Raw genomic sequence first — 21201 nt, forward strand, 5'->3', positions numbered from 1 at the left:
ATATGATTGTCATATTTTTTTCATACCATATTGACTAGCACACCCAATATTAGGCAACATCACCCTACCTAGATTATCGGAACGGTTCAATAAGGTATGCCATGCGACTATTAGCAACCCAATTTTTGACTACTAAATTGATGACTGATGGTCGTATAAAATTTGGGTTGCTAGACATGACTACTCTTCCGCTGTTGTTGCTTATCCTTGCCCTACTCTTACCAATCACTAGCCACGCCATTCCGATTGAGCAAGTGCCTAGACCCGACCACAAGCCTGTGATTGACGAAGCCAACCTGCTCAATGACAGCGAAGAAGCCAAGCTCATTCAGCAAATTACCGATTTGCATAACCAAACTGGCGATTATATTGTGGTCGTCACCCTACCCTCGATTAGTGATACTGACCTCACGCCAAAACAATACGCCACCAAGCTGTTTGAAGCTTGGCAAATTGGCAATAAAGACAAAGACAATGGGCTGTTAATCCTTGATGTCGCAGATGTCAGACGGCTTGAGATGGAAACTGGCTATGGGCTTGAGGGGGCGTTGCCCGATGTGACCTTAAAGCGGATTCAAACCGATGTTATCGTCCCTGCCTTTAAGCAAGGCGATTTTGCAACAGGCTTTGAGCAAGGGGTCACAGCGATTGGCGAAAAGTTGATTGAAGAGCAACAAGCCAATGTTAATAGCAATCCTCAAAATGGTAATGCCCAAAATTATAATACTCAAAGTCACTCATTATTAACCACATCTATTGGTAAACCATTTGGCATTTTGGCGAACTACTTTGTCATTAGCTTGCTGTTTTTTGGGATTTTTAGTGCAGGATTCTTTTATCGCCGTGCCGAGTTACGCTATCAGTTTGACCAGCCTTTTGAAGAGCAAGACATTGATTTAGCCGAATTTCAAGAACTGTCTAAACAGTTATCGTTTAGGAATGTGGTTTCCGAGTCTAGTTTAGGGATAGAAACTGCTTTTTTCTTTCTTTTCCCTTGTATTTTTGGCTTGGGGTTTTTATTTTATTGGTTTTTTAGTGATTTAGGGTTTATGACTGGCTTGACCTATTTGCTTGTCGTCGTTGCCTGTTTTACCATTTTTGCCAGTTTATTAACTTTACGCCGTCCGACTTCGCATTTAAGTTACTTTAATGAGCAAATCACGGATCTGGCGTATTTTTATGAATTGACCAATCCCAAATACTCCACAGCTGGTATGATTGTTCGTGCTATTTTATCGCCGTTATTTGGGCTAGCCATACTGCCGTATTGGTTCAAGCAAAAGAACCTACATACAGAGCCTCGCCCCTGCCCCCAATGCGACCACACCATGCACTTGCTACCCAAAGATAAGTCGTTTGCGATGTTAAGCAAGTTTCATCAGCATGAGGTGTCACAGGGCTTTGCGGAATTTGAAATATGGCTGTGTGATAAATGCCATTATCAGCACACCTTACGTTATGCTTCGGACAACAAAAAGCCGTATTATTTTGTCTGCCCAAGTTGTCAGCAAAAAGCCTATTGCTTGGTGGATAAGAAAACCCTGCAACCTGCCACTTATGAAAGTGAAGGTTTAAGGGTCGATAATTATGAATGCTTGGCGTGTGGCTTGCAAAACAATGTGGAATACGTCGTTCCCATGCTTGTGAGGGAAAGTAGTTCTGATAGTTCAAGCTCTAGCAGTGGCTCAAGTTGGAGTAGCTCAAACAGTGATTCTGGCTATAGCTCAAGCGATGGTGGTTCATCGGGCGGTGGTGGTTCGGGGAGTGATTATTAAATCACAAACCCAATTTATTTGGCAATAATGCCACGACTTTTGCCACAGTTGCTTCTAGCGTATCGCTATCGGTTGGCATCACCGTGATATGAGCGATTTTGCGACCGTCACGCTCTTCTTTATCATAGCCATGATAATGCACGCCATCAATCGCCAATACATCCGCCACATTCGGATATTGACCGATGACATTGAGCATCACAGACGGCTTGACAATCGCCGTATCGCCCAACGGCAAGCCTGCCACCGCACGCATATGGTTCTCAAACTGGCTACACACTGCCCCCTCAATCGACCAATGCCCTGAGTTATGCACACGAGGGGCGATTTCATTGGCAAGCAAACCATCCGCTGTCACGAATAGCTCAAGCGTTAATACACCAACATAATCCAAATGCTCAAGGAGTTTTTTGATATTGTCTTGGGCTTGGGCGGTTAAAGCCTCTACATTAGGGGCTGGAGCGGTGGTGCGAGCCAAAATACCGTGATGGTGTTCGTTTTGCACCAATGGATAATAGCGGATTTCCCCAGTTTGGCTACGCACGGCAATGATAGACACTTCTCGCTCAAAGTTAATAAATCCCTCAGCAATCAATGGGGCTTGCTGGGTCGCTTCGCCAAGTTCCGCCCATGCTTCATCAATCTGCTCGGCAGTTTTTAGCATAAACTGCCCTTTACCATCATAACCGCCACGGCTGGTTTTGAGTACCAACGGCAAGCCGAGTTGCTCACTGGCTTTGACGATATCGACTTTGCTATGCACTGCCAAAAAAGGCACGGTTTTGACACCCAGTTGATTAAATAGATTTTTTTCGTTTAGGCGGTCTTGAGCAATGTGCAAGGCTTTGGCAGGTGGGTAGAGGGTTTTTTGGTTTTGTAAAAACTCTGCGGAAGGCAGTGGTGTATTTTCAAACTCTAACGTAAACACATCACAGGCATCGGCAAAGTCACCAAACTGCTCACTGCTATACACTTTACCCAGTAGGCGTGCAGGTGGATTAGGGGCATCTTCTAAGAATACACAGCGAATACCCAGTGGTAAGGCAGATTCAGCCAGCATCATGCCAAGCTGACCACCGCCAAGAATCCCGATGGTTTTGATAGGATGGTTAGAATGATTGACACTATAAAAATTGGCAGTGGCGATGGGCATGGTTGAACTCTTACATTGGCTAATTTTTTAAAAGAAAAAATAAAATAATTAATCAGGCGAGTGACTATCATCAGTGAAATTAAAAATAATACTTTGATAACTTGGGCGTATGCAATACGCCCCTACAAAACCTGTCTTATTGCTAAATCAAATAATTGCCTACTAAATAGCGTCATTTAACTAAAATGTTCTGGCTCGACATCATGGACATGGGCGTGGTAGTGCGACATTTGTTTTTGCATAAAACTCTGAATGGCAGCATGAATCATATGCTGACCAATAAACTGGGTATCACCGCCTAGCATCTCTTTGACTTTATCCGAAAACTCGATACTCACCCAAGGCTGGTCTTTTTCATCAGACGCACGCAGTACCATTTTGCCATCTTCCTGCTCGACAAATTCCAGCATCACCGCATCTTTAACAGCGTCTTTTAGCATGGCTTTTACTTTGGTATTGGTTTCCTGCATATCCGTTCCTTGTTGATTGGGATAAAAGGGTACAATGGGTGTTTTTTGACAAAAAATCAAGTCAGCATTACAACTTTGGTCGCCCTGATACTATCGTGAATTAACTTAGGTATAATACTTTGACATTTTGGGCGTATGCAATACGCCCCTACAAATTCTGTCTTATTGCTAAATTAAACGACTCTACTTTATCATGCCAATTGGGGAAATAAACTTCGCAACCCTGATACAAAAATTTCTACCGCCACAGCCGCCAATAGCATCCCCATCACACGATTAAGGACATTTAGCCCTGTTTCACCCAAAAACTTACTCACTTGCCCTGCCGCCATAAAGCTAAGATACGTGATAATACTGATAATAAACCCAGCCAAAATCAATGCCACCATATTGGCATAGCTATGCCCACTGGCAGCATAAATAATGACGGTAGAAATCCCCCCCGGCCCAATCACCATCGGAATGGTCAGTGGTACAACCGCCGAGGCTGCCCCTTGAAACACTGCCCCATCTAAGTCTTGGGATTTACCGACACTGGGTTTGGCGACATTACCAGCACCATTCATCATGCCAATGGCAATCAGCAACACCAAAATCCCCCCAGCAATGCGAAATGACCCCAATGAAATGCCTAGTAGTTTTAAAATTGGCTCGCCTGCCACGGTAAACACCGCCACGGTAATAAACACCGTCATGGCAGAGATAAAGGCGACTTTACGTGCCTGTGAGCGAGTGGCATCTTTGGTGATATCCAAAAACAGCGACAAAGCGGCAAAAGGATTGACCAATACTACCAATGCTAAAAATATGGTAAAAATTTGGGATTCCATGAAAGGTATTCCAGTCGTTGATTGTGAGTCAAAGCATTTTGACAAACTATTATTTATTGTTAATTTAGTGAATGGTTGCTTTGATAAGAAGCTATGAAAGCTGTTATTTTAGCATAAATCATTAAACAATAGCGTTTATGCTTCCCCTTACATTTTCATAAATTTTATTTATATTTTATGTAATTTTTTATGAAATAATTTTATCAATTACAGCTTTTTTGCCATAGATTGTTTATACTGATAAAGATTATTCATACCATTATTGTTAGCCACTCGCTATCTCTAAAAAGGAATTGACCATGCCCTTATCTTACAAAGCCCCCTTACGTGATATTCGTTTTTTGACCAAAGAAGTGTTCAATTACGCTGACCATTATAAAACCCTCAAATCTGGCGAAAATGCCGACCCAGAAACCATGGACATGATGCTAGACAGCATTGCCGACTACTGCTCAAACGTGCTAATGCCTCTGTATCAATCAGGCGATGCCGAAGGCTGTCATTTTGACAATGGCGAAGTCACCACGCCAAAAGGCTTTAAAGAAGCCTATGACACCTTTGTTGAAGCAGGCTACCAAGCGATTCCATTCCCAGAGGAATTTGGTGGTTTGGGTATGCCAAGTTCGGTCAACCTTATCAAAAGTGAAATGATGGCGACCGCAAACTGGGCGTTCCAAATGTACCCCGGTTTATCCATTGGTTGTATGAACACCATCATGCAGTACGGCACGCCAGAGCAAAAAGCCCTATATATGCCAAAATTGGTCGAAGCCACTTGGTCAGGTACGATGTGTTTGACCGAGCCTCAATGTGGTACGGATTTGGGACAAGTCAAAACCAAAGCCATTCCACAAGAAGACGGCACGTATAAAATCAGCGGTACAAAAATCTTTATCTCAGCTGGCGAACATGATTTGACCGAAAACATCATTCATATCGTCCTTGCCCGCCTACCTGATGCCCCAGAAGGTACAAAAGGTATTTCGCTATTTATCGTACCAAAATTCTTGGTCAATGCAGACAGCTCAATCGGTGAACGCAACCCTGTGACTTGTGGTTCAATCGAACACAAAATGGGTATCAAAGCCTCTGCCACAGCGGTGTTAAACTTTGATGGGGTGACTGGTTTCTTGATTGGCGAACCTAATAAAGGGCTAAAAGCCATGTTTACCTTTATGAATACCGCTCGTCTAGGTACAGGTATTCAAGGTCTTGCTCACATGGAGTTAGCTTTCCAAAACAGTGTACCGTATGCCAAAGAACGCCGTTCTATGCGTACATTGACAGGCACAAAAGAGCCAACCCAAGTCGCTGATGCCATCATTCATCATGCCGATGTCGCTCGTATGCTGATGACCCAAAAAGCCTTTAGCGAGGGTGGTCGTTCGATGATTTATCATGCCGCTCGCTATGCGGACAAAATGACCGAAGCTGCCATGGCAGGCGATGATAAAGAATTCCATAAATGGGATGACAAGCTCGGCTTTTATACCCCTATTCTGAAAGGCTTCTTGACTGAATTGGGACTGGAGTGTGCCAAAAACGGTATGCAAGTGTATGGCGGACACGGCTATATCAAAGAATGGGGTATGGAGCAAATCGCTCGTGATGCACGTATCTCAACCTTGTATGAAGGTACAACTGGTGTACAAGCCCTTGACCTATTAGGGCGTAAAGTGCTGGCTCAATCTCGTGGTAAAGTGGTGCTTGAATACACTGCCAACATTATGAAATGGTGTTCGGAATATGCCCTTGATAAAGAAATGCGTAAATTCGTATGGCAACTGACCAAATACTGTGCCGAATGGAACACCTTGACCACTCGTATCCTGCTCACTGCTCGCAAAGACCGTGAAATCATCTCGGCTGCCTCTGATGATTACTTGATGTACTCAGGCTATGTGATGATGGGCTACCACTGGGCGAGAATGGCTGCCATCGCCCATGACAAACTTGCCAACGGTGGCGGTATGGAAACCGAAGCTTTCTATAAAGCCAAAATCCAAACCGCTGAGTTTTATTTTGAGAAGTTATTGCCTCGTGCATCTGGGCTATCAGAAAGTATGCTTGCTCCGAGCGAAAGCATGACTGGCTTGGATTTGGATAGCTATAACTTTTTAGATTAATTGGTTTTTTACGTAAAATCGGTTAAACTGATGCCATCCCACAAACCGCCTCACTATTGGGGCGGTTTTTTATTTTAATGAATGAAAAAGGTGTAAATGATGTTAGTACTTGATTTACCACCAGAATTAGAAGCTAAAATTCGAGAAAAAGCTGAACAACAAGGAATGACCGCTGAAGCATTCGTTATAAAGATATTAATGGAAGTATTTTCAAAGGATGATTCAGCTAATAACTAATACTGACATGGTGTTGTAGGTTGGGTTGAGCCTGTGAAACCCAACCCTATCAATGATTTATGTTGGGTGTCATACTTCCACCCAACCTACAGACAACGCTTTTGCGTAAAGCCCAATAGAAATTTATCAAATATTTGCTGGACTAAAGCCACAGCCAACAACAAAAGCAAATGTTAAAAACTGCACATAAACTCATTAACCACACCTTTATCAACCGTTAAATCTTAAAATGTAAATATGCCAAATTTCAGCCAATTTTCTACCACCATTATCGACCAACATCATGCCGATATCAGCGATTTTATCACTGCCAACAAGCTACCTGAGCCACTGCACAGTGCTTGTCTGTACGCCATGACCAACGGTGGCAAACGTGTCCGCCCGTTACTTATCGCCAGTAGCTACGCCACATTGACGGCTCACGATATTAAGACCTTACCCACTTCTTTACCCAAAAGTGTGTGTCAAGCCATGCTCACTGTTGAGTGCCTACACGCCTACTCGCTAATCCATGATGACATGCCCTGTATGGACGATGACGACCTACGCCGTGGTAAGCCGACCACCCATATCAAATTTGGTGAAGCGGCCGCCCTACTCGCTGGTGATGTGCTACAAACTTTAGCATTTGAGGCATTATCCGATGAATATTTAGCAGATAAAACTTTAAGTGCCAATTTACTGACGGTATTTGCCCCTCGTGCCAAACGCATGGTTATCGGTCAAATGCTCGACATCAATGGCGAACAGCAAACCCTAGACCAAAGTGAGCTTGAAGCCATCCACCGTGATAAAACAGGGGCATTAATTGAAGCATCTGTACTGATGGGTGGTATCTGTGCCAATGCTACTGAAACCCAATTACAAGCGTTAGCCGTGTTTGCCACAAATATCGGCTTGGCATTTCAAGTACAAGATGATATTTTGGATGTGACCGCAGATACCGAGCAACTCGGCAAACCTGCAGGTAGTGATGAGAAGTTGGATAAATCTACCTATGTGAAGCTATTGGGCGTTGAACAAGCCAAAACCTATGCCCAAAGCCTGTTTGATACCGCTAAAAATGCGGTGATTGCTGAATTTGGTGACACTAACTATTTGGTGGATTTGGCGGATTGGTTGTGGGCAAGGGAAAAATAACTATTTCTTCCTAAACCCTGCAAATAATCCTTCATGCTCGATTTTTGGCATTTTCATGGTCACGGTGTTTGACAACAAATCATGCACCGATACGCCTTGCTTATTGACCCACGCAAACCAATAATTAAACATCAGCCCCATAAACATACTAAACAGCACCGCCCCTCGCTGTCCATGCAACGCATAACCGATTAGCCCACACACCACAGGCAACACACATGCCGATAAAATTCGCTTTACCGCCTGTCCCCATGATAGCAGACTGCCATCACGGTTCATGGTTTTAAGTCGCCATGTCTGCATCCCCAATGTCTGTCCAGATTTTCGCCAAAATACCCCATAAAATCCAATCAGCGTCAATATAAAGGCAGGCGTTAACACCAAATTTTGATACCATGCAGGCAGTAATTGCGACTGTTGGGCGGTCGTTCCCACAGGTAAAAATAACTTTGTCCCTAGCACAATCAACAACATAGAAATAAAAAACAACAACGCCAAAATCAACATCCCATCATATAACATCGCTACCAAGCGAGCCATTGGTTTGGCAATAACAGGCTGTTCGGTAGGTTGCAAAGCAGATTGGGCAGACTGGGGTAAATTAGGTGGCGTATTGGCAGTTTTCACATTTTTCATATTAAGGCACAGTTTTGGTCGCAAGAGTGAAGGATAAAAAACGCTAGATGATTAAGTAACACCAAACCCAACATTTAAAGTCGTAGGGGCGTATTGCATACGCCCTGTTTGAAATTTTACTATTGAGCTGATGCCTTGCGAAACAGTGCTTCTCACCTACAATACGCTATTTATTAGGATTGGTATAAAAGAATATTGGGCAAAATTGTACCTTAACTCGCCCCAAAACGCCATGAAGTCATGGGATAATTTAATAGGCATAAAAAAATCGCCTAAAGTCATGTGACTGGCGATTAATTATAAACGAATGATTAGTGGTGCGCTTGGAGGGAGTCGAACCCCCGACCCTCAAGTTCGTAGCCTGATGCTCTATCCAACTGAGCTACAAGCGCATTAACTAAAGTCTTCGTTTGAAGTGTGCGGTATTATATATTTGTTTTTTTATCTTGTCAACGACTTTTTTAAAAATTTTTAAATCAGTTGCTTTGATAAAAAATGGCGGTGACGGAGGGATTCGAACCCTCGATACAGTTTCCCGTATGCAGCCTTAGCAGGGCTGTGGTTTCAGCCACTCACCCACGTCACCGAATTTTTATAATACCTACAACCCATTGCTAGGTAGGTTGTGGGTGGGTATTATAGCAAAGTTAGCTAAAAATGCAAGACTTTTAGCAAAATTTATGTAAGAATATTTTGAATTTTTCAATTTCTCATGCTGATTAGGGGATTTTTTATGCCAATGCGTGCAACTGTGCTATGCTTTTCTGGGCTTGACCCCTCTGGTGGTGCAGGCTTACAGGCAGATATTGAGTCCATTGGACAAGCAGGTAGCCATGCCAGTATCGCTTGTACAGCTGTGACGGTGCAAAGCTCTCAGCAGGTATTTGGCTTTGAGGCGTGTTCGGCTGAGTTGGTCAAACATCAAGCAATGGCGGTGCTAAATGATTTGCCTGTCAAAGCCATCAAGTCAGGGATGCTCGGCACGACCGACAATATCGCCATGTTGGCGGATTTGTTCCAAACAGGGGCGATTGCTAATGGTACACCCTATGTGCTTGACCCAGTGTTGGTCGCCAATAGTGGCGGTAGCTTGTCAAAAGGGCTAGGGGATAAAGCCACGTTGGTAACGGCTTTTTCGGCATTGTTGCCATTTGCCACGCTTGCCACACCCAATAGCATTGAATTGCGTGATTTGACAGGCATTGATAATTTGCACAAAGCCAGTCAAGATTTGCTACAACGTGGGGCAAAGGCAGTATTGATAAAAACCTCGCATGACAGCCATGAGGGAGGCATTGAGCAGTTTTTATATGTTAAAAATGCGGATGCTATGACATTGGCGTATCAAGCGATTTTGCCTCGTTTGGCAGGAGAATATCACGGTTCGGGCTGTAGTTTGGCAAGTTATATCGCAGGACGCTTGGCACAAGGCGATAATTTGACCCAAGCAGTGCAATGTGCAGATATTTGGATTCAGCAAGTGTTAACAGTGGCGGATATACCACACACGGACGGACAACGGATTCCAAAGCGGTTTTATTATTAAAATCAATCTGTTAAAAACATTAGAGGCGTATTGCCTACGCCTCCATAACCCTTTATAAGGTAAACAAATACACCGCAAAGGTTTGCACCACCATTTCTAATAAAATAATGGCAAAAAAACCAATCATCGGTGCTAAATCCAACATCCCCATATCAGGTAATAATTTGCGAAACGGCTGAATCAATGGCTCACTGAGCTGAGTCAATAGCCCCAAAATTGGTGGTAATTTCTGCGTAAAAAACACCACCCATCCTGCAACAAATGACCCGATAATCAAATATTGACACATTTTTAGAAAGTCGACAATCAAAGTGGTCATGGCAACAAACAACATCATCAATGGCGAAAAATGCCGAGATAAATCATCCACCATCGCCATCGTCAGTTCTGGCATCGAAAATAGCCCAAGATTTTGGCTGTCTTCACGCATCATACCGACCACGCCCCAAATAAAAATCAACCGCAACAACAACATCAACACAATCGCAGAAACGCTGATTTTACCATTGCCAAGCGTGGGAAAAATACGAGCAAAGACATCCACTAGTCGAGTGGCATTATAAATCGGTTTGCCCACAGGGTCTTTGTCATCAATGCCTGCAAACTGCATCATAAATCGCATAAAAATCAATAACATCACCGAACCGACAACGATGTCAAAAATACCTGCGATAAAATGGGTCATGGGGTTTCTTGCCTTGTATATTGGATAAAAATAATGGGTTTAGGACTTACTCAGTTTTAACGTTTCCGTTCGTGGTGAGCTTGTCGAACCATCGGAAACGTTACCCTTCGACAAGCTCAGGGCGAACGTTTCTCTCATTTTTGCGTAAGTCCTAGGGTTATTTTGCCAATTCTCGACTAAGTTGGCGTGAACGCTCGACACAAGCTTGCATGGCTTGGGCGATGGTTTGGTTCATCGCTTGTGCATCCATCACCGCAATCGCCGATTGGGTCGTGCCATTGGGCGAGGTGACTTTACGGCGTAATTCGGCTGGGCTATCATGGCTAGTCAATGCCATTTGGGCAGACCCCAATGCCGTTTGCATGGCTAACGCAGTGGCTTGGGTGTTGGTCAATCCCATGCTTTCGCCAGTGGCAATCATGTTTTCAAGCATATAAAAAAAGTACGCAGGGGCAGAGCCAGACACGGCTGTCACCGCATGAAGCAAATCTTCATCATCGACCCACAGCACCAAACCTGTGGCTTTCATCACTTGTTCGGCAAGCTCACACTCATGCTCCCCTACCCCTTGACTGGCAAACAGCCCTGTCGCCCCCATCTGAATCATCGCAGGGGTATTGGGCATGGCACGCACCAATTTTACATTGTTGCCAAGCCATGATTTTAAGCTATCTGTGCCAATCCCTGCCACAATCGAAATCACCAACTGTTCGCCCCAACTGTCTTTGATTGGTAGCAACACATCTTTTAGCACTTGCGGTTTGACCGCCAATAGCACCACGTCCGCATTCGCAATGGCTTGCTCGGTATTGCCTGCCTCTGTCGCAACATAGGTCGCCAAACCTTGGTCAGCAAAATGCGATAATTTTGCGGTATCCGTATCAACCACGTGCAAATCAGCAGGGGCATGACCTTTGGCGAGTAGCCCTGCAATCAAGGCAGTTGCCATATTGCCACCGCCGATAAATGCAATAGAAACAGAAGTTTGCTTGGTCATGGTACGTCCTTTTATGGGTTATTATTTGATAAAATGTTAAACAAACAAGTTTATCATAGCTAGATGGGGATTGGATGACAAATTTGCCAGTCTATCTACCCCTATTTTTGCCCTTATTTTTTCAAATCTTGCTAAAGCTGATGGAGTATTGCTGTTAAAATTTGCTTTTGTTCACTGTTTAATGACTGGCTATCTGCAAGCCATACGATTTGCTTATCTAACAGTGAATAAGGTAATAACAATGCCAAAGGTCGATGCTGTGTATCATTAATAATTCGAGCCAAATCACGCTCCCAACTGGGAATATCAAGGCGTTGGCAGATTTTTTTAAAGGGTTCATGGTAATCATGCCCCAAACGTTGCAATTTTTCATTTGCCATTAGTGGACGCAAATAGCCAATAGTTGGGGGAATGATTATCGACTCTAAATTTTTGCTATCACTTTGATAATATTCAGTATTCATCCGATACAATCGTTGGCGATAACGCCGAATTTCAAACATTTGCCATACTAAAATCGTTTGTTGATTGGGGTCGTCATTCCCTATCAATTGCTCAATCTGTTCAACCAACTGCCGATGAGGGGCGAACTTTTCATCTCCTTTTACCCAACTGTGTAATACCGCAAACCGCCTTGGTTGGCTTAATGTTTTAAGTTTACCAATGTCCAACTGCTGTTGATAGGGTGTCGAAATTTGTGCCAATTCACAGGTTTGTAAATCTTGCTGAACCTGCTCATCAAGGATGATTTTGGCTTCCGCAAGGTTGGTTTGGGTGCGATGAATATTGTCGATGAGGTTGCCAAAGCGTTGATTAAGCAACGGAAAAATCTGCTCTCGCAAAAAGGCTCGCTGATTGGCATCACCCACATTGGTGGGGTCATTGACATAGGGCAGTTGGTGGGCGGTGACAAATGCACTGATTTGCTCTCGTGTCACGCCCAATAACGGTCGCCACAGCCATAATGGTTTGCCAAATTCATGCTGTTCGCCCCACTCGCTGATACCGACAAGCCCTGTCAAGCCTGTGCCTTTACAAAGGTTCATCAGCAAGGTTTCGGCTTGGTCATTGGCATGATGGGCGGTGGCGATAATCGCCCCTGTCGGCACTAGACTGGCAATCGCTTGATAACGTGCGGTGCGAGCTTGGGCTTCGCTGATATTGGCTTTGAAAGTGGATTGTTGCCATGATAAACAGTGACTTTGGTAAGGGATTTGGTGTGTTTGACAAAAATCTTCAACCAATTGTTGCCAAGCATCACTGGGGGACTGAATTTTATGGTTAATGTGAATGACGTGAATCGGCAAGCCGAGTTGATGACAGGCAAATAGCAATGCCATCGAATCTCGCCCGCCACTACAAGCGATATAAATTGGGGCGTTTAAAGGAATATAGCGAGCATGGCTATTTTGAATCGCTAAGGTAATGGCACGCATAGGCATTTAAAGTCATTAGGCTGACAATTTCACCGTTGAATCAAACGCCATAAACTTATCATAACGGCGTTGCAACCGTTCGGCATCGTCCATCGCCATCAATTCTTGCAATTGATTTGCCAAGGTCGCTTTGAGATTATCCATCACGATTTGGCTATTGGTATGAGCCCCATTTTCGCCCTCGCCCACCACCGCATCAATCAGCCCTAACGACTTGAGATTCTCCGCCGACAACTTCAAGGCTTCACTGGCTTGAGGGGCTTTTTCGGCAGTTTTCCATAAAATCGAGGCACAGCCCTCTGGTGAAATCACCGAATAAATGCTGTTTTCTAGCATATTGACTTTATCCGCCACGCCAATCGCCAACGCTCCACCCGAGCCACCCTCACCGATAACGGTGGCGATAATTGGCACGTTGAGGGATGAAAACACCGCCAAACTTTCGGCAATCGCTTGAGCCTGTCCACGTTCTTCCGCCCCTACCCCCGGATACGCCCCTTGGGTGTCGATAAAGGTCAATACAGGTAGCTTAAAGCGTTCTGCCATTTTGACCAGACGAATGACTTTGCGATAGCCTTCTGGATTTGCCATGCCAAAATTATGCTCGATACGCTCACGAGTGCTACGCCCACGGTGTTGCCCAATCAGCATGACAGGTTTATCACAAAATTTGGCAATCCCACCCAAAATGGCTTTATCATCGGCAAATGCTCGGTCGCCTTGCAAAATATCAAATTCGCTAAATAAATGATTGGCATAATCCATAAACAATGGACGTTTGGCATGACGTGCTAACTGTACTTTTTCCCAGACATTCATGGTAATTTCCTTATCTATTTTCGTTTCAAATTGGCAATGCTTGTAATTCTAATGTCATGTCCCATTTTTGCCATAACTCAACTTCATTTTGCAAATCAGATAGAATTAATGCACCTTGGTCATTATTTGCATTGACGGTCACTTGCCAATGGGAGTTGTCTTTAGCAAGTAATTGACACAAGGCTTCATCGTGTTTGCTACGGCTATGATGAATCAACACCGCCAAACGTAATAACAGGCTTAAATACACGAGTTTATCACCACCGACCATTTTGACTTCATCATAACCATCGCTTTTGAGTTTACGGCGATGGTACATGACCAGTTGTGCCATGCGAGTTTTGTCCACTTGTGAAAACCCATCAATGTCCGAGTTTTCAAGCAGATAGGCACTGTGGCGATGGTAGCTACTGTGACTGATTGCCAAGCCGATTTCATGCAAATACGCCCCACGGCGTAACAAATCTTGGTCTTCTTCGTCTAGCCCAAGGCGATTTTTCACTTGGTCAAACAGTTGTTGAGCTGTGGCAACCACCCGTTTGGCTTGTTTGACATCCACCGAGTAGCGTGTCATCAAGGCTTGCACACTACGGTCACGCACATCTTCACTGGCAAAGCGTCCCAGCATATCGTACATCACACCTTCACGTAATGCCCCATCCGAATAAGCGATGGTATCAATGCCTAGCACACTCATGGTCGCCAATAGCACCGCCACGCCAGCAGGTAATACTGCCTTGCGAGTGTCTTTGACTTCAGCAAAATCAATATTATCCGTGTGTTTGGCTTTAAGTAGCAGTTTTTGGACATGCTTGACACCTGCAAAGGTAATGCGTTCACCTTCGTCCGCCATCCCCAACTGCACCAAAATCTGATTGACTGCTTTAATCGTACCGCTTGAGCCTGTGACACTATGCCAGCCTGTTTTTTGGTAATTACGGCTAATGCCCAATACCTCTTTACGAGCGGCGGCGATGGCTTTTTCAAAGGCTTTTTCGGTGATATCACCATTTGGGAAATAAGCTTTGGTAAAGGCGACACAGCCCATCTGTAGGCTTTCGGTCAAAAGTGGGTCAAAACCTTTACCAATGATAAATTCAGTCGAACCACCGCCAATATCAATGACCAAGCGTTTATCGGTACTGGCATTGGTATGCGACACGCCCAAATAAATCAGCCGAGCTTCTTCACGCCCTGCGATGACCTCGATGGGTTTGGGTAAAATAGCATTGGCTTTTTGGATAAATTCATTGGCATTTTTGGCTTGGCGTAAGGCATTGGTCGCCACGATACGCAAACGCTGAGGTGACACCGAATCCAATCGCCCCACAAAGCGAGCAAGGCAGTCTAAACCTCGCTGTTGGGCTTCTTGTGACAGGTATTTATTGTCATCCAAGCCTGCCGCTAGCTGAACTTTTTCGGACATGGAGGCTAATTTTCGTACTTCGCCGTGGTCTAGGCGAGCAATGGCAAGATGGAAACTATTTGACCCTAAGTCGATGGCCGCCATCAATTCATTATTAGCAAGTAAGTCAGGCATAATTCACTTTAGTTGGTGGTTATTAGGGGCTATTTTACGCATTTTTGGCAATAAGGGAAAGCCATTTTTCATTAAATACGCATTTTGTCATCCGCCTGCAAACTTTGTATGATTAAAGTTTTTTATCACAATTATCAAAACAATTTACCATTGGTTAAGGTTTTATCCACTTGCATTATGCTATCATACGCCCCATTCATTTACTTACTTAAAGCTACTCATTATTTTCACCTAATAAAGGTTAAGGAAAAATTATGTCTTCAGTTATTCATGCAGGCGATGATACTTTCGGCAAAGCCGTATTAGAATCTGATGTTCCCGTATTGGTCGATTTTTGGGCGACTTGGTGTGGTCCTTGTAAAGCGATTGCCCCTATCCTTGATGAACTATCAACCCAATATGAAGGTAAAGCTCGCATTGTCAAAGTTGATGTTGACCAAAACCCAGCTCTTGCCAGCCAATACGGTATTCGTAGCATTCCAACACTATTTGTCTTCAAAAATGGCGAAAAAGTCGATGCTACTATGGGTATGCAACCAAAAGCCCAATTATCAGCATTAATCGAAAAACATTTGTAATTTAAAAATCAGAAAGTTCAAATCTTAAATAAGGGCGTATTCACTACGCCCCTACTCTAAACTTTGGCATTAACAAGAAAAAGCCCCTGCTTTTACAAAACCAAGGTTAAGGAATACTTAAAAAATAGCGAATTCATCGCTAACCCATTGACAAACCCCCAATGCAAGTCGTATAGTGTTCACACAAAATTACAACCTGTCAACATTGCCACCTCGAAGCAACGCATTGACAAACTTTTCTGTACTAAAATCGCTTAAATACAACGCAAGCTGTTTTCCTGTCTAGCACTCATTTATATGATTTATCCTTATTTATAGACTCACTTTGATAAGTCATTTTGACAAATACGCCCTGTCGTTGTTCATTTACCTTTCCCACATGACCCACTCGCCTTTGATTGCCATGATTTCATCGCCATTTAAGGCTTGTTGATGTTAAGTTAATTCAATTAGTGATTGATGATTTTTCTATGAATTTAACCGAATTAAAACGCAAATCTGTTGGTGAGCTATTGCAAATTTCTGAGCAAATGGGCTTAGAAAATATGGCTCGCAGTCGCAAACAAGACATTATTTTCGCCATTCTCAAAACTCACGCACGTAACGGCGAAGCCATTTTTGGTGATGGTGTGCTTGAGATTTTGCCTGATGGCTTTGGCTTTTTACGCTCATCCGAAGGCTCATACCTTGCAGGCCCAGACGATATCTATGTTAGCCCCAGCCAAATTCGGCGTTTTAATCTTAAAACAGGCGACTCCATCGCTGGGACGATTCGTCCGCCCAAGGATTCTGAACGCTATTTTGCGTTGCTAAAAGTCAACGAAATCAACTTTGACACCCCAGACCGCTCACGCCACAAACTGATTTTTGAAAATCTCACCCCCCTCTTCCCCACCAAACAGCTTAAACTTGAACTGGGCAACGGCACGACCGAGGATTTGACAGGGCGAATTATTGATTTGATGGCCCCGATTGGTAAAGGACAACGCTCGATTATTGTTGCCCCACCCAAAGCAGGTAAAACCGTATTGTTGCAATCTATCGCTCAGTCGATTGTCAAAAATAACCCTGAATGTTATCTAATTGTGCTACTCATTGACGAGCGTCCAGAGGAAGTTACTGAAATGCAACGCACCGTGCGTGGCGAAGTGGTCGCTTCGACCTTTGATGAGCCACCGACTCGCCATGTGCAAGTGGCAGAAATGGTTATCGAAAAAGCCAAACGCCTTGTCGAACACAAACAAGACGTGGTGATTTTGCTGGATTCGATTACTCGTTTGGCTCGTGCCTATAACACGGTGATTCCTTCGTCTGGCAAAGTGTTGACAGGCGGTGTGGATGCCAATGCGTTAGAACGCCCAAAACGCTTTTTTGGGGCAGCTCGTAACATCGAAGAAGGTGGTAGCTTGACCATCATTTCAACCGCCTTGATTGAAACTGGCAGTAAGATGGACGAGGTTATTTACGAAGAATTTAAGGGTACAGGTAACCAAGAAATCACCCTTGACCGCCGTGTCGCCGAAAAACGGGTATTCCCTGCCATCAATATCAAAAAATCTGGCACACGCCGTGAAGAACGTCTGATGGACGAAACGTTATTGCGTAAAGTGTGGATTTTGCGAAAATTATTACACCCAATGGATGAAATTCAAGCCACCGAATTTTTATTGGAAAAACTCAAAGAATCCAAAACCAATGATGAATTCTTTGAACAAATGACTCGTAAAGATAAAGCCTAGCAAAATGTTGATTGTGTTTTATTCTTTGTAGGGGCGTAATGCTTACGCCCTTTATTTGCAATGATTAAATTGGGCGTATTCAATACGCCCCTACAAATCTAGCTTATTTCCAATTTAAGTAAAAAGACAAAATTATCAATGGTTTTCCGTTCGCCCTGAGCTTGTCGAAGGGTAGGAAAACCGTTATGGTTCGACAAGCTCACCACGAACGGTTTTTATCGTTTAAATTTGTCCAGTTACTTACACAATTATAATAGCACCTAGCTTTTTAAGGGTGCGTAAAACACACCTTACACTGATTACCAAAACTGTCAAATCGCCCCACTAAAGGTATCGCATTGGTTGACATCGCCAGATTTCAAGCCACGGCTAAACCATGTCATGCGTTGTTGACTTGTACCATGCGTAAAGCTGTCTGGCATAGCAGTACGACCACTGGCATGAGCCAAACGGTCATCACCAATTTGTTCAGCGGCATTGATGGCTTCTTCGATATCACCTTGCTCTAAGAACTGTACACGCTGTTGATTACGATTTGCCCATACCCCTGCAAAACAGTCGGCTTGAAGCTCTTGACGTACCGATAAATTATTGGCTTGGGCTTCTGTCGCATTACGACTGGCTTCATTAACTTTTTGACTAATACCGAGCAAGGTCTGCACATGATGCCCCACTTCATGGGCAATCACATAGGCTTGGGCAAAATCGCCTGCCTTGCCTTTATTTTGGGCATCGCCAGAGCCGTTTTGGTCGCCATTAATGCCGAGTTTTTGGCTCATTTCTTGGAAAAATGAAGTATCCAAATACACCGTTTGGTCAGCAGGACAATAAAAAGGCCCTGTCGCTGAAGAGGCATTACCACAGCCTGACCGCACCATACCATTAAATAGCACCATTTTAGGGTCACGGTATTGCATGTTATTTTCTTGGAAAATTTGTCGCCAAACAGCTTCGGTATCCGCTAGCACGACTGAGGCAAATTTTTGGTCACGGTTATTTTGGTCGATTTGTTGTTGCCCACCACTACTGCTACCACTGGTAATTGCTGACCCTGTTTGCATGGCGGTCATCGGATTCATCCCAAATACTAGCCATAAAATCAGACCAATAATAATCCCACCAATACCACCGCCGACAACTTTACCACCACTGACGCTCACATTCGAGCTACCTTGTCTATCTTCCCATTTCATCGTGTATACCCTTTATCCTCGAAAACTAAGTTAAACGACTATATTCATCATCATGGCGGTATTTTAACATTTTTGCCGTCAATTATTGTATGGAATCGTATCTTTATCGCAGGGTTTTGCCACTTGTGTAAAAAAAAATGTAAAAAATGCAAAATAAAGATATCTTTTTCTAAAATTAGTCAGTATAATGCGTCAATTTCTGATAGATATTAATAAGTATCATCAGACAATCTAGCGACTCAATTATGCTAAAACTCAATAAAAGTTTATTTATTTTTTAAATAGTTACGTTTTGTTACTACTATTTATGAGATTTATTAACTTTTTTTGTAATTTTGCTATTTTATATTACTGATTTTTACGCTAGAATATCGCCTGTTTCATGTCCCGTGCAGATACTCACCTACCCTAATTCCAACTATGTTTAGTTGAGGTGGTCAAAGTGAATACGGGGTTACTTTCTTATGGAGAACACGTAATGAACGTTAAATTTATCGCTCTATCTAGCCTTGTTGCTGCATCTTTAGCCATGACTGCATGTACTAAAAAAGAAGAAGCACCTGCTGCTACTAATGCTTCTGTTGTTGCTTCTACTGTTGTAGCTGCCTCAGCACCTGCTTCTGCTCCAGTAGCCTCAGCTCCTGCTGCTTCTGCTCCAGCAGTAACTGCTTCTGCAGCTACTGTTAATGCTTCTACTGTTGTTGTTGAAGCCGCTCCTGCTTCTGCTCCAGTTGACGCTGCTCACGCTTCTGCAACTGCTGTTGCTGATGCATCACAAGCTCCTGCTTCTGCTGCAAAATAATTTGGTTTTTAACCAAAATAAAAAAGGAACGTCTTGTACGTTCCTTTTTTATGCATTAAATAAAAATCTGTCGGCCTTAAAGTTTTAAATTCCGTAGATTACGCCAAAAAGACGACTAACCCACGCTACGATTGACATTCAACTTTGGATTATTTTTATAGTGAATTAAATCAGAGGTTAGAGTGCAAAATTTTGGGCATATGCAATACACTCCTATACATCTGTCTTATTCTAGGGCGTGTCCCTAGTTTAAACAACTATCATTGTTGTTTCACTGGTGTGGCTGGCATAAATTGCGGTTGGTTGGTGTTTGTACCACGGGCTTGATGGTCATTTTTTAGGGATTTGGCGACTTCGGGTGGCATATAGTTTTCATCATGCTTTGCCAACACTTCTTTGGCGACAAAGGTGTTACCTTCTAGTTCACCTGTGGCAACCACGCCTGAGCCTTCGGCAAATAGGTCTGGTAAAATACCTTGGTAGCTGACAGGTACGGTAGATTTGAAGTCGGTGATTTGGAAGTTGACTTTGAGTGGGTCAGCGGTATCTCGTTTAACACTACCACGCACTACCATGCCCCCTGCCCGAATGCGAGTTTCTTGTGGGGCTTTGCCTTGGCTGATGGCGGTTGGGTCAAAATAATAGTCGGTCTGTTGACCAATGGCATAAATCACCAATGCAACGGCAATGATTGCTCCAACTAAGGTCGCCATGACCCACATGAGTTTTTTTTGTCGCACTGCGTTCATTGCCATCATTTTCCCCATTTTTTCGCTAAGTAGTTGATTGATTATAACATTGTTATGCCAAACTCATCAATTAATGGCGTTTTTGGCGTTGGGTATGGCGTGCTTGTTGGGTATTGATATCACGATACATGGCATTGCGTTGGCTACGGCTGTATAGGATTAAGCCGATGATACAGGCAAATGTCAAAGCATAACTTGCCCAAACATACGCACCGTGTCCGCCCATGGCAATAAAATCATTGAAATTGGAGAAATAAGGAGTCATTGCTTTAAACCTTTAGAATTGGGAAAACGAACCCCATATTTGGATATTGAACAATTTTTTCGTCCACTGTCATTAGGGTTAAATTTTCGATATTTGCTTGAGCCATTAGGATTCGATCAAAAGGGTCTTTATGTATCGTTGGCATATCAGCAACTATTGCCAACTGAGCTTTGGGCTATTTTGCATTGCCCAAATCAAAATGTGCGTGTCTAATAAATAGTTCATTCGTCAAAATCCATCACTTCAATATCATCAAAATTATCAGGAACTTTGATGTTGGGTAATGCACCCAACCGATAATCAGCGGATGAGTGTTGAGTTTTATCTATTTTTTGGCTAAAGGGCAAGGTCTTTTCAGTGGCAATTTTCATCAAAAATAATTGCACGGCATCGTGAATTGATAGCCCCATGTTTGACAACACCTGATTGGCTTGGCGTTCAATATCATCATGGACTTGTAAATATACAGCAGTCATTTCTGTCCT

Annotated in this window: 21 protein-coding genes and 2 tRNA genes; 8 read left to right on the forward strand and 15 right to left on the reverse strand. The window is 43.5% G+C overall.

Going from position 1 to position 21201, the window contains the following annotated elements; genetic code table 11:
- The first annotated feature begins 101 nt into the window (after positions 1 to 101).
- Positions 102 to 1775 (forward strand): TPM domain-containing protein, encoded by a 1674-nt coding sequence (locus tag ACK1U4_RS08815; protein ID WP_419401158.1) that lies wholly within the window; start codon positions 102 to 104, stop codon positions 1773 to 1775.
- Position 1776: 1 nt separating this feature from the next.
- On the opposite strand, the gene ACK1U4_RS08820 is transcribed toward ACK1U4_RS08815, so the two are convergent.
- From ACK1U4_RS08820 to ACK1U4_RS08830, 3 genes are all read right to left on the reverse strand, one after another.
- Positions 1777 to 2928 (reverse strand): 5-(carboxyamino)imidazole ribonucleotide synthase, encoded by a 1152-nt coding sequence (locus ACK1U4_RS08820; RefSeq protein ID WP_419401159.1) that lies wholly within the window; start codon positions 2926 to 2928, stop codon positions 1777 to 1779.
- Between the two features lie 176 nt (positions 2929 to 3104).
- Complete coding sequence (locus ACK1U4_RS08825) at positions 3105 to 3398, reverse strand: hypothetical protein (RefSeq protein ID WP_419401160.1); 294 nt, start codon at positions 3396 to 3398, stop codon at positions 3105 to 3107.
- Positions 3399 to 3589: 191 nt separating this feature from the next.
- Positions 3590 to 4228: a MarC family protein gene (locus tag ACK1U4_RS08830; RefSeq protein WP_419401161.1), complete on the reverse strand. Its 639-nt coding sequence runs from the start codon at positions 4226 to 4228 to the stop codon at positions 3590 to 3592.
- A gap of 299 nt (positions 4229 to 4527) precedes the next feature.
- Here ACK1U4_RS08830 and ACK1U4_RS08835 point away from each other — a divergent pair, with 299 nt between their 5' ends.
- From ACK1U4_RS08835 to ACK1U4_RS08845, 3 genes are all read left to right on the forward strand, one after another.
- Positions 4528 to 6354: an acyl-CoA dehydrogenase C-terminal domain-containing protein gene (locus tag ACK1U4_RS08835; RefSeq protein WP_419401162.1), complete on the forward strand. Its 1827-nt coding sequence runs from the start codon at positions 4528 to 4530 to the stop codon at positions 6352 to 6354.
- 99 nt (positions 6355 to 6453) lie between these two features.
- A complete protein-coding gene (locus ACK1U4_RS08840; protein ID WP_419401163.1) occupies positions 6454 to 6591 on the forward strand; it encodes a hypothetical protein in 138 nt (45 codons plus the stop codon).
- A 237-nt stretch (positions 6592 to 6828) separates the two neighbouring features.
- Complete coding sequence (locus ACK1U4_RS08845; protein ID WP_419401164.1) at positions 6829 to 7731, forward strand: polyprenyl synthetase family protein; 903 nt, start codon at positions 6829 to 6831, stop codon at positions 7729 to 7731.
- On the opposite strand, the gene ACK1U4_RS08850 is transcribed toward ACK1U4_RS08845, so the two are convergent.
- The 3 genes from ACK1U4_RS08850 to ACK1U4_RS08860 form a co-directional block, all read right to left on the reverse strand.
- Positions 7732 to 8367: an RDD family protein gene (locus ACK1U4_RS08850; RefSeq protein WP_419401165.1), complete on the reverse strand. Its 636-nt coding sequence runs from the start codon at positions 8365 to 8367 to the stop codon at positions 7732 to 7734.
- A gap of 315 nt (positions 8368 to 8682) precedes the next feature.
- Positions 8683 to 8759 (reverse strand) — tRNA-Arg (locus ACK1U4_RS08855).
- Positions 8760 to 8863: 104 nt separating this feature from the next.
- Positions 8864 to 8953: transfer RNA gene (locus ACK1U4_RS08860), tRNA-Ser, on the reverse strand.
- A 153-nt stretch (positions 8954 to 9106) separates the two neighbouring features.
- On the opposite strand from ACK1U4_RS08860, the gene ACK1U4_RS08865 reads away from it, so the two are divergent.
- A complete protein-coding gene (locus ACK1U4_RS08865; RefSeq protein ID WP_419401180.1) occupies positions 9107 to 9913 on the forward strand; it encodes a hydroxymethylpyrimidine/phosphomethylpyrimidine kinase in 807 nt (268 codons plus the stop codon).
- 52 nt (positions 9914 to 9965) lie between these two features.
- Here ACK1U4_RS08865 and ACK1U4_RS08870 read toward each other — a convergent pair whose 3' ends face one another.
- The 5 genes from ACK1U4_RS08870 to ppx form a co-directional block, all read right to left on the reverse strand.
- Complete coding sequence (locus ACK1U4_RS08870; protein ID WP_419401166.1) at positions 9966 to 10598, reverse strand: YggT family protein; 633 nt, start codon at positions 10596 to 10598, stop codon at positions 9966 to 9968.
- 157 nt (positions 10599 to 10755) lie between these two features.
- Positions 10756 to 11595, reverse strand: a complete 840-nt coding sequence (gene proC, locus ACK1U4_RS08875; protein WP_419401167.1) for a pyrroline-5-carboxylate reductase — start codon at positions 11593 to 11595, stop codon at positions 10756 to 10758.
- A 131-nt stretch (positions 11596 to 11726) separates the two neighbouring features.
- Positions 11727 to 13037, reverse strand: a complete 1311-nt coding sequence (tilS, locus tag ACK1U4_RS08880) for a tRNA lysidine(34) synthetase TilS (protein WP_419401168.1) — start codon at positions 13035 to 13037, stop codon at positions 11727 to 11729.
- 9 nt (positions 13038 to 13046) lie between these two features.
- Entirely contained in the window at positions 13047 to 13850 is an 804-nt protein-coding gene (locus ACK1U4_RS08885; protein WP_419401169.1) for an acetyl-CoA carboxylase carboxyltransferase subunit alpha, read from the reverse strand.
- 25 nt (positions 13851 to 13875) lie between these two features.
- Positions 13876 to 15390 carry an exopolyphosphatase gene (gene ppx / locus ACK1U4_RS08890; RefSeq protein WP_419401170.1) on the reverse strand — a complete coding sequence of 505 codons (1515 nt, stop codon included), beginning with the start codon at positions 15388 to 15390 and terminating at the stop codon, positions 13876 to 13878.
- Positions 15391 to 15644: 254 nt separating this feature from the next.
- Here ppx and trxA point away from each other — a divergent pair, with 254 nt between their 5' ends.
- Both trxA and rho read left to right on the forward strand, forming a co-directional pair.
- Positions 15645 to 15968 carry a thioredoxin gene (gene trxA, locus ACK1U4_RS08895; RefSeq protein ID WP_419401171.1) on the forward strand — a complete coding sequence of 108 codons (324 nt, stop codon included), beginning with the start codon at positions 15645 to 15647 and terminating at the stop codon, positions 15966 to 15968.
- Positions 15969 to 16438: 470 nt separating this feature from the next.
- Positions 16439 to 17707 carry a transcription termination factor Rho gene (rho, locus tag ACK1U4_RS08900; protein WP_419401172.1) on the forward strand — a complete coding sequence of 423 codons (1269 nt, stop codon included), beginning with the start codon at positions 16439 to 16441 and terminating at the stop codon, positions 17705 to 17707.
- Between the two features lie 311 nt (positions 17708 to 18018).
- On the opposite strand, the gene ACK1U4_RS08905 is transcribed toward rho, so the two are convergent.
- Positions 18019 to 18900 (reverse strand): neutral zinc metallopeptidase, encoded by an 882-nt coding sequence (locus tag ACK1U4_RS08905; protein ID WP_419401173.1) that lies wholly within the window; start codon positions 18898 to 18900, stop codon positions 18019 to 18021.
- A 442-nt stretch (positions 18901 to 19342) separates the two neighbouring features.
- Between ACK1U4_RS08905 and ACK1U4_RS08910 the strand changes: the two genes are divergently transcribed.
- Positions 19343 to 19702, forward strand: coding sequence for a hypothetical protein (locus tag ACK1U4_RS08910; protein ID WP_419401174.1), 360 nt, complete (start codon positions 19343 to 19345; stop codon positions 19700 to 19702).
- A gap of 260 nt (positions 19703 to 19962) precedes the next feature.
- On the opposite strand, the gene ccmE is transcribed toward ACK1U4_RS08910, so the two are convergent.
- The 3 genes from ccmE to ACK1U4_RS08925 form a co-directional block, all read right to left on the reverse strand.
- Positions 19963 to 20451 (reverse strand): cytochrome c maturation protein CcmE, encoded by a 489-nt coding sequence (gene ccmE, locus ACK1U4_RS08915; RefSeq protein ID WP_419401181.1) that lies wholly within the window; start codon positions 20449 to 20451, stop codon positions 19963 to 19965.
- 70 nt (positions 20452 to 20521) lie between these two features.
- Positions 20522 to 20716 carry a heme exporter protein CcmD gene (ccmD, locus tag ACK1U4_RS08920; protein ID WP_419401175.1) on the reverse strand — a complete coding sequence of 65 codons (195 nt, stop codon included), beginning with the start codon at positions 20714 to 20716 and terminating at the stop codon, positions 20522 to 20524.
- 221 nt (positions 20717 to 20937) lie between these two features.
- The gene (locus ACK1U4_RS08925; RefSeq protein ID WP_419401176.1) at positions 20938 to 21192 is read right to left on the reverse strand and encodes a type II toxin-antitoxin system RelB/DinJ family antitoxin; all 255 of its coding nucleotides are present in this window, start codon (positions 21190 to 21192) and stop codon (positions 20938 to 20940) included.
- Positions 21193 to 21201 lie beyond the last annotated feature (9 nt).

The sequence above is a fragment of the Moraxella sp. TY6 genome (assembly GCF_048551375.1).
In the GTDB taxonomy this organism is placed as follows: domain Bacteria; phylum Pseudomonadota; class Gammaproteobacteria; order Pseudomonadales; family Moraxellaceae; genus Faucicola.

Bases quoted from the DNA above. Each gene is read 5' to 3' on its own strand.
- ppx (WP_419401170.1), bottom strand. From the start codon at position 15,390: ATGCCTGACTTACTTGCTAATAATGAATTGATGGCGGCCATCGACTTA.
- ACK1U4_RS08820 (WP_419401159.1), bottom strand. From the start codon at position 2,928: ATGCCCATCGCCACTGCCAATTTTTATAGTGTCAATCATTCTAACCAT.
- ACK1U4_RS08905 (WP_419401173.1), bottom strand. From the start codon at position 18,900: ATGAAATGGGAAGATAGACAAGGTAGCTCGAATGTGAGCGTCAGTGGT.
- rho (WP_419401172.1), top strand. From the start codon at position 16,439: ATGAATTTAACCGAATTAAAACGCAAATCTGTTGGTGAGCTATTGCAA.
- ACK1U4_RS08865 (WP_419401180.1), top strand. From the start codon at position 9,107: ATGCGTGCAACTGTGCTATGCTTTTCTGGGCTTGACCCCTCTGGTGGT.
- ACK1U4_RS08850 (WP_419401165.1), bottom strand. From the start codon at position 8,367: ATGAAAAATGTGAAAACTGCCAATACGCCACCTAATTTACCCCAGTCT.
- ccmE (WP_419401181.1), bottom strand. From the start codon at position 20,451: ATGAACGCAGTGCGACAAAAAAAACTCATGTGGGTCATGGCGACCTTA.
- ACK1U4_RS08885 (WP_419401169.1), bottom strand. From the start codon at position 13,850: ATGAATGTCTGGGAAAAAGTACAGTTAGCACGTCATGCCAAACGTCCA.
- tilS (WP_419401168.1), bottom strand. From the start codon at position 13,037: ATGCCTATGCGTGCCATTACCTTAGCGATTCAAAATAGCCATGCTCGC.
- ACK1U4_RS08845 (WP_419401164.1), top strand. From the start codon at position 6,829: ATGCCAAATTTCAGCCAATTTTCTACCACCATTATCGACCAACATCAT.
- trxA (WP_419401171.1), top strand. From the start codon at position 15,645: ATGTCTTCAGTTATTCATGCAGGCGATGATACTTTCGGCAAAGCCGTA.
- ACK1U4_RS08835 (WP_419401162.1), top strand. From the start codon at position 4,528: ATGCCCTTATCTTACAAAGCCCCCTTACGTGATATTCGTTTTTTGACC.
- ACK1U4_RS08830 (WP_419401161.1), bottom strand. From the start codon at position 4,228: ATGGAATCCCAAATTTTTACCATATTTTTAGCATTGGTAGTATTGGTC.
- proC (WP_419401167.1), bottom strand. From the start codon at position 11,595: ATGACCAAGCAAACTTCTGTTTCTATTGCATTTATCGGCGGTGGCAAT.
- ACK1U4_RS08825 (WP_419401160.1), bottom strand. From the start codon at position 3,398: ATGCAGGAAACCAATACCAAAGTAAAAGCCATGCTAAAAGACGCTGTT.
- ccmD (WP_419401175.1), bottom strand. From the start codon at position 20,716: ATGACTCCTTATTTCTCCAATTTCAATGATTTTATTGCCATGGGCGGA.
- ACK1U4_RS08815 (WP_419401158.1), top strand. From the start codon at position 102: ATGCGACTATTAGCAACCCAATTTTTGACTACTAAATTGATGACTGAT.
- ACK1U4_RS08925 (WP_419401176.1), bottom strand. From the start codon at position 21,192: ATGACTGCTGTATATTTACAAGTCCATGATGATATTGAACGCCAAGCC.
- ACK1U4_RS08870 (WP_419401166.1), bottom strand. From the start codon at position 10,598: ATGACCCATTTTATCGCAGGTATTTTTGACATCGTTGTCGGTTCGGTG.
- ACK1U4_RS08840 (WP_419401163.1), top strand. From the start codon at position 6,454: ATGTTAGTACTTGATTTACCACCAGAATTAGAAGCTAAAATTCGAGAA.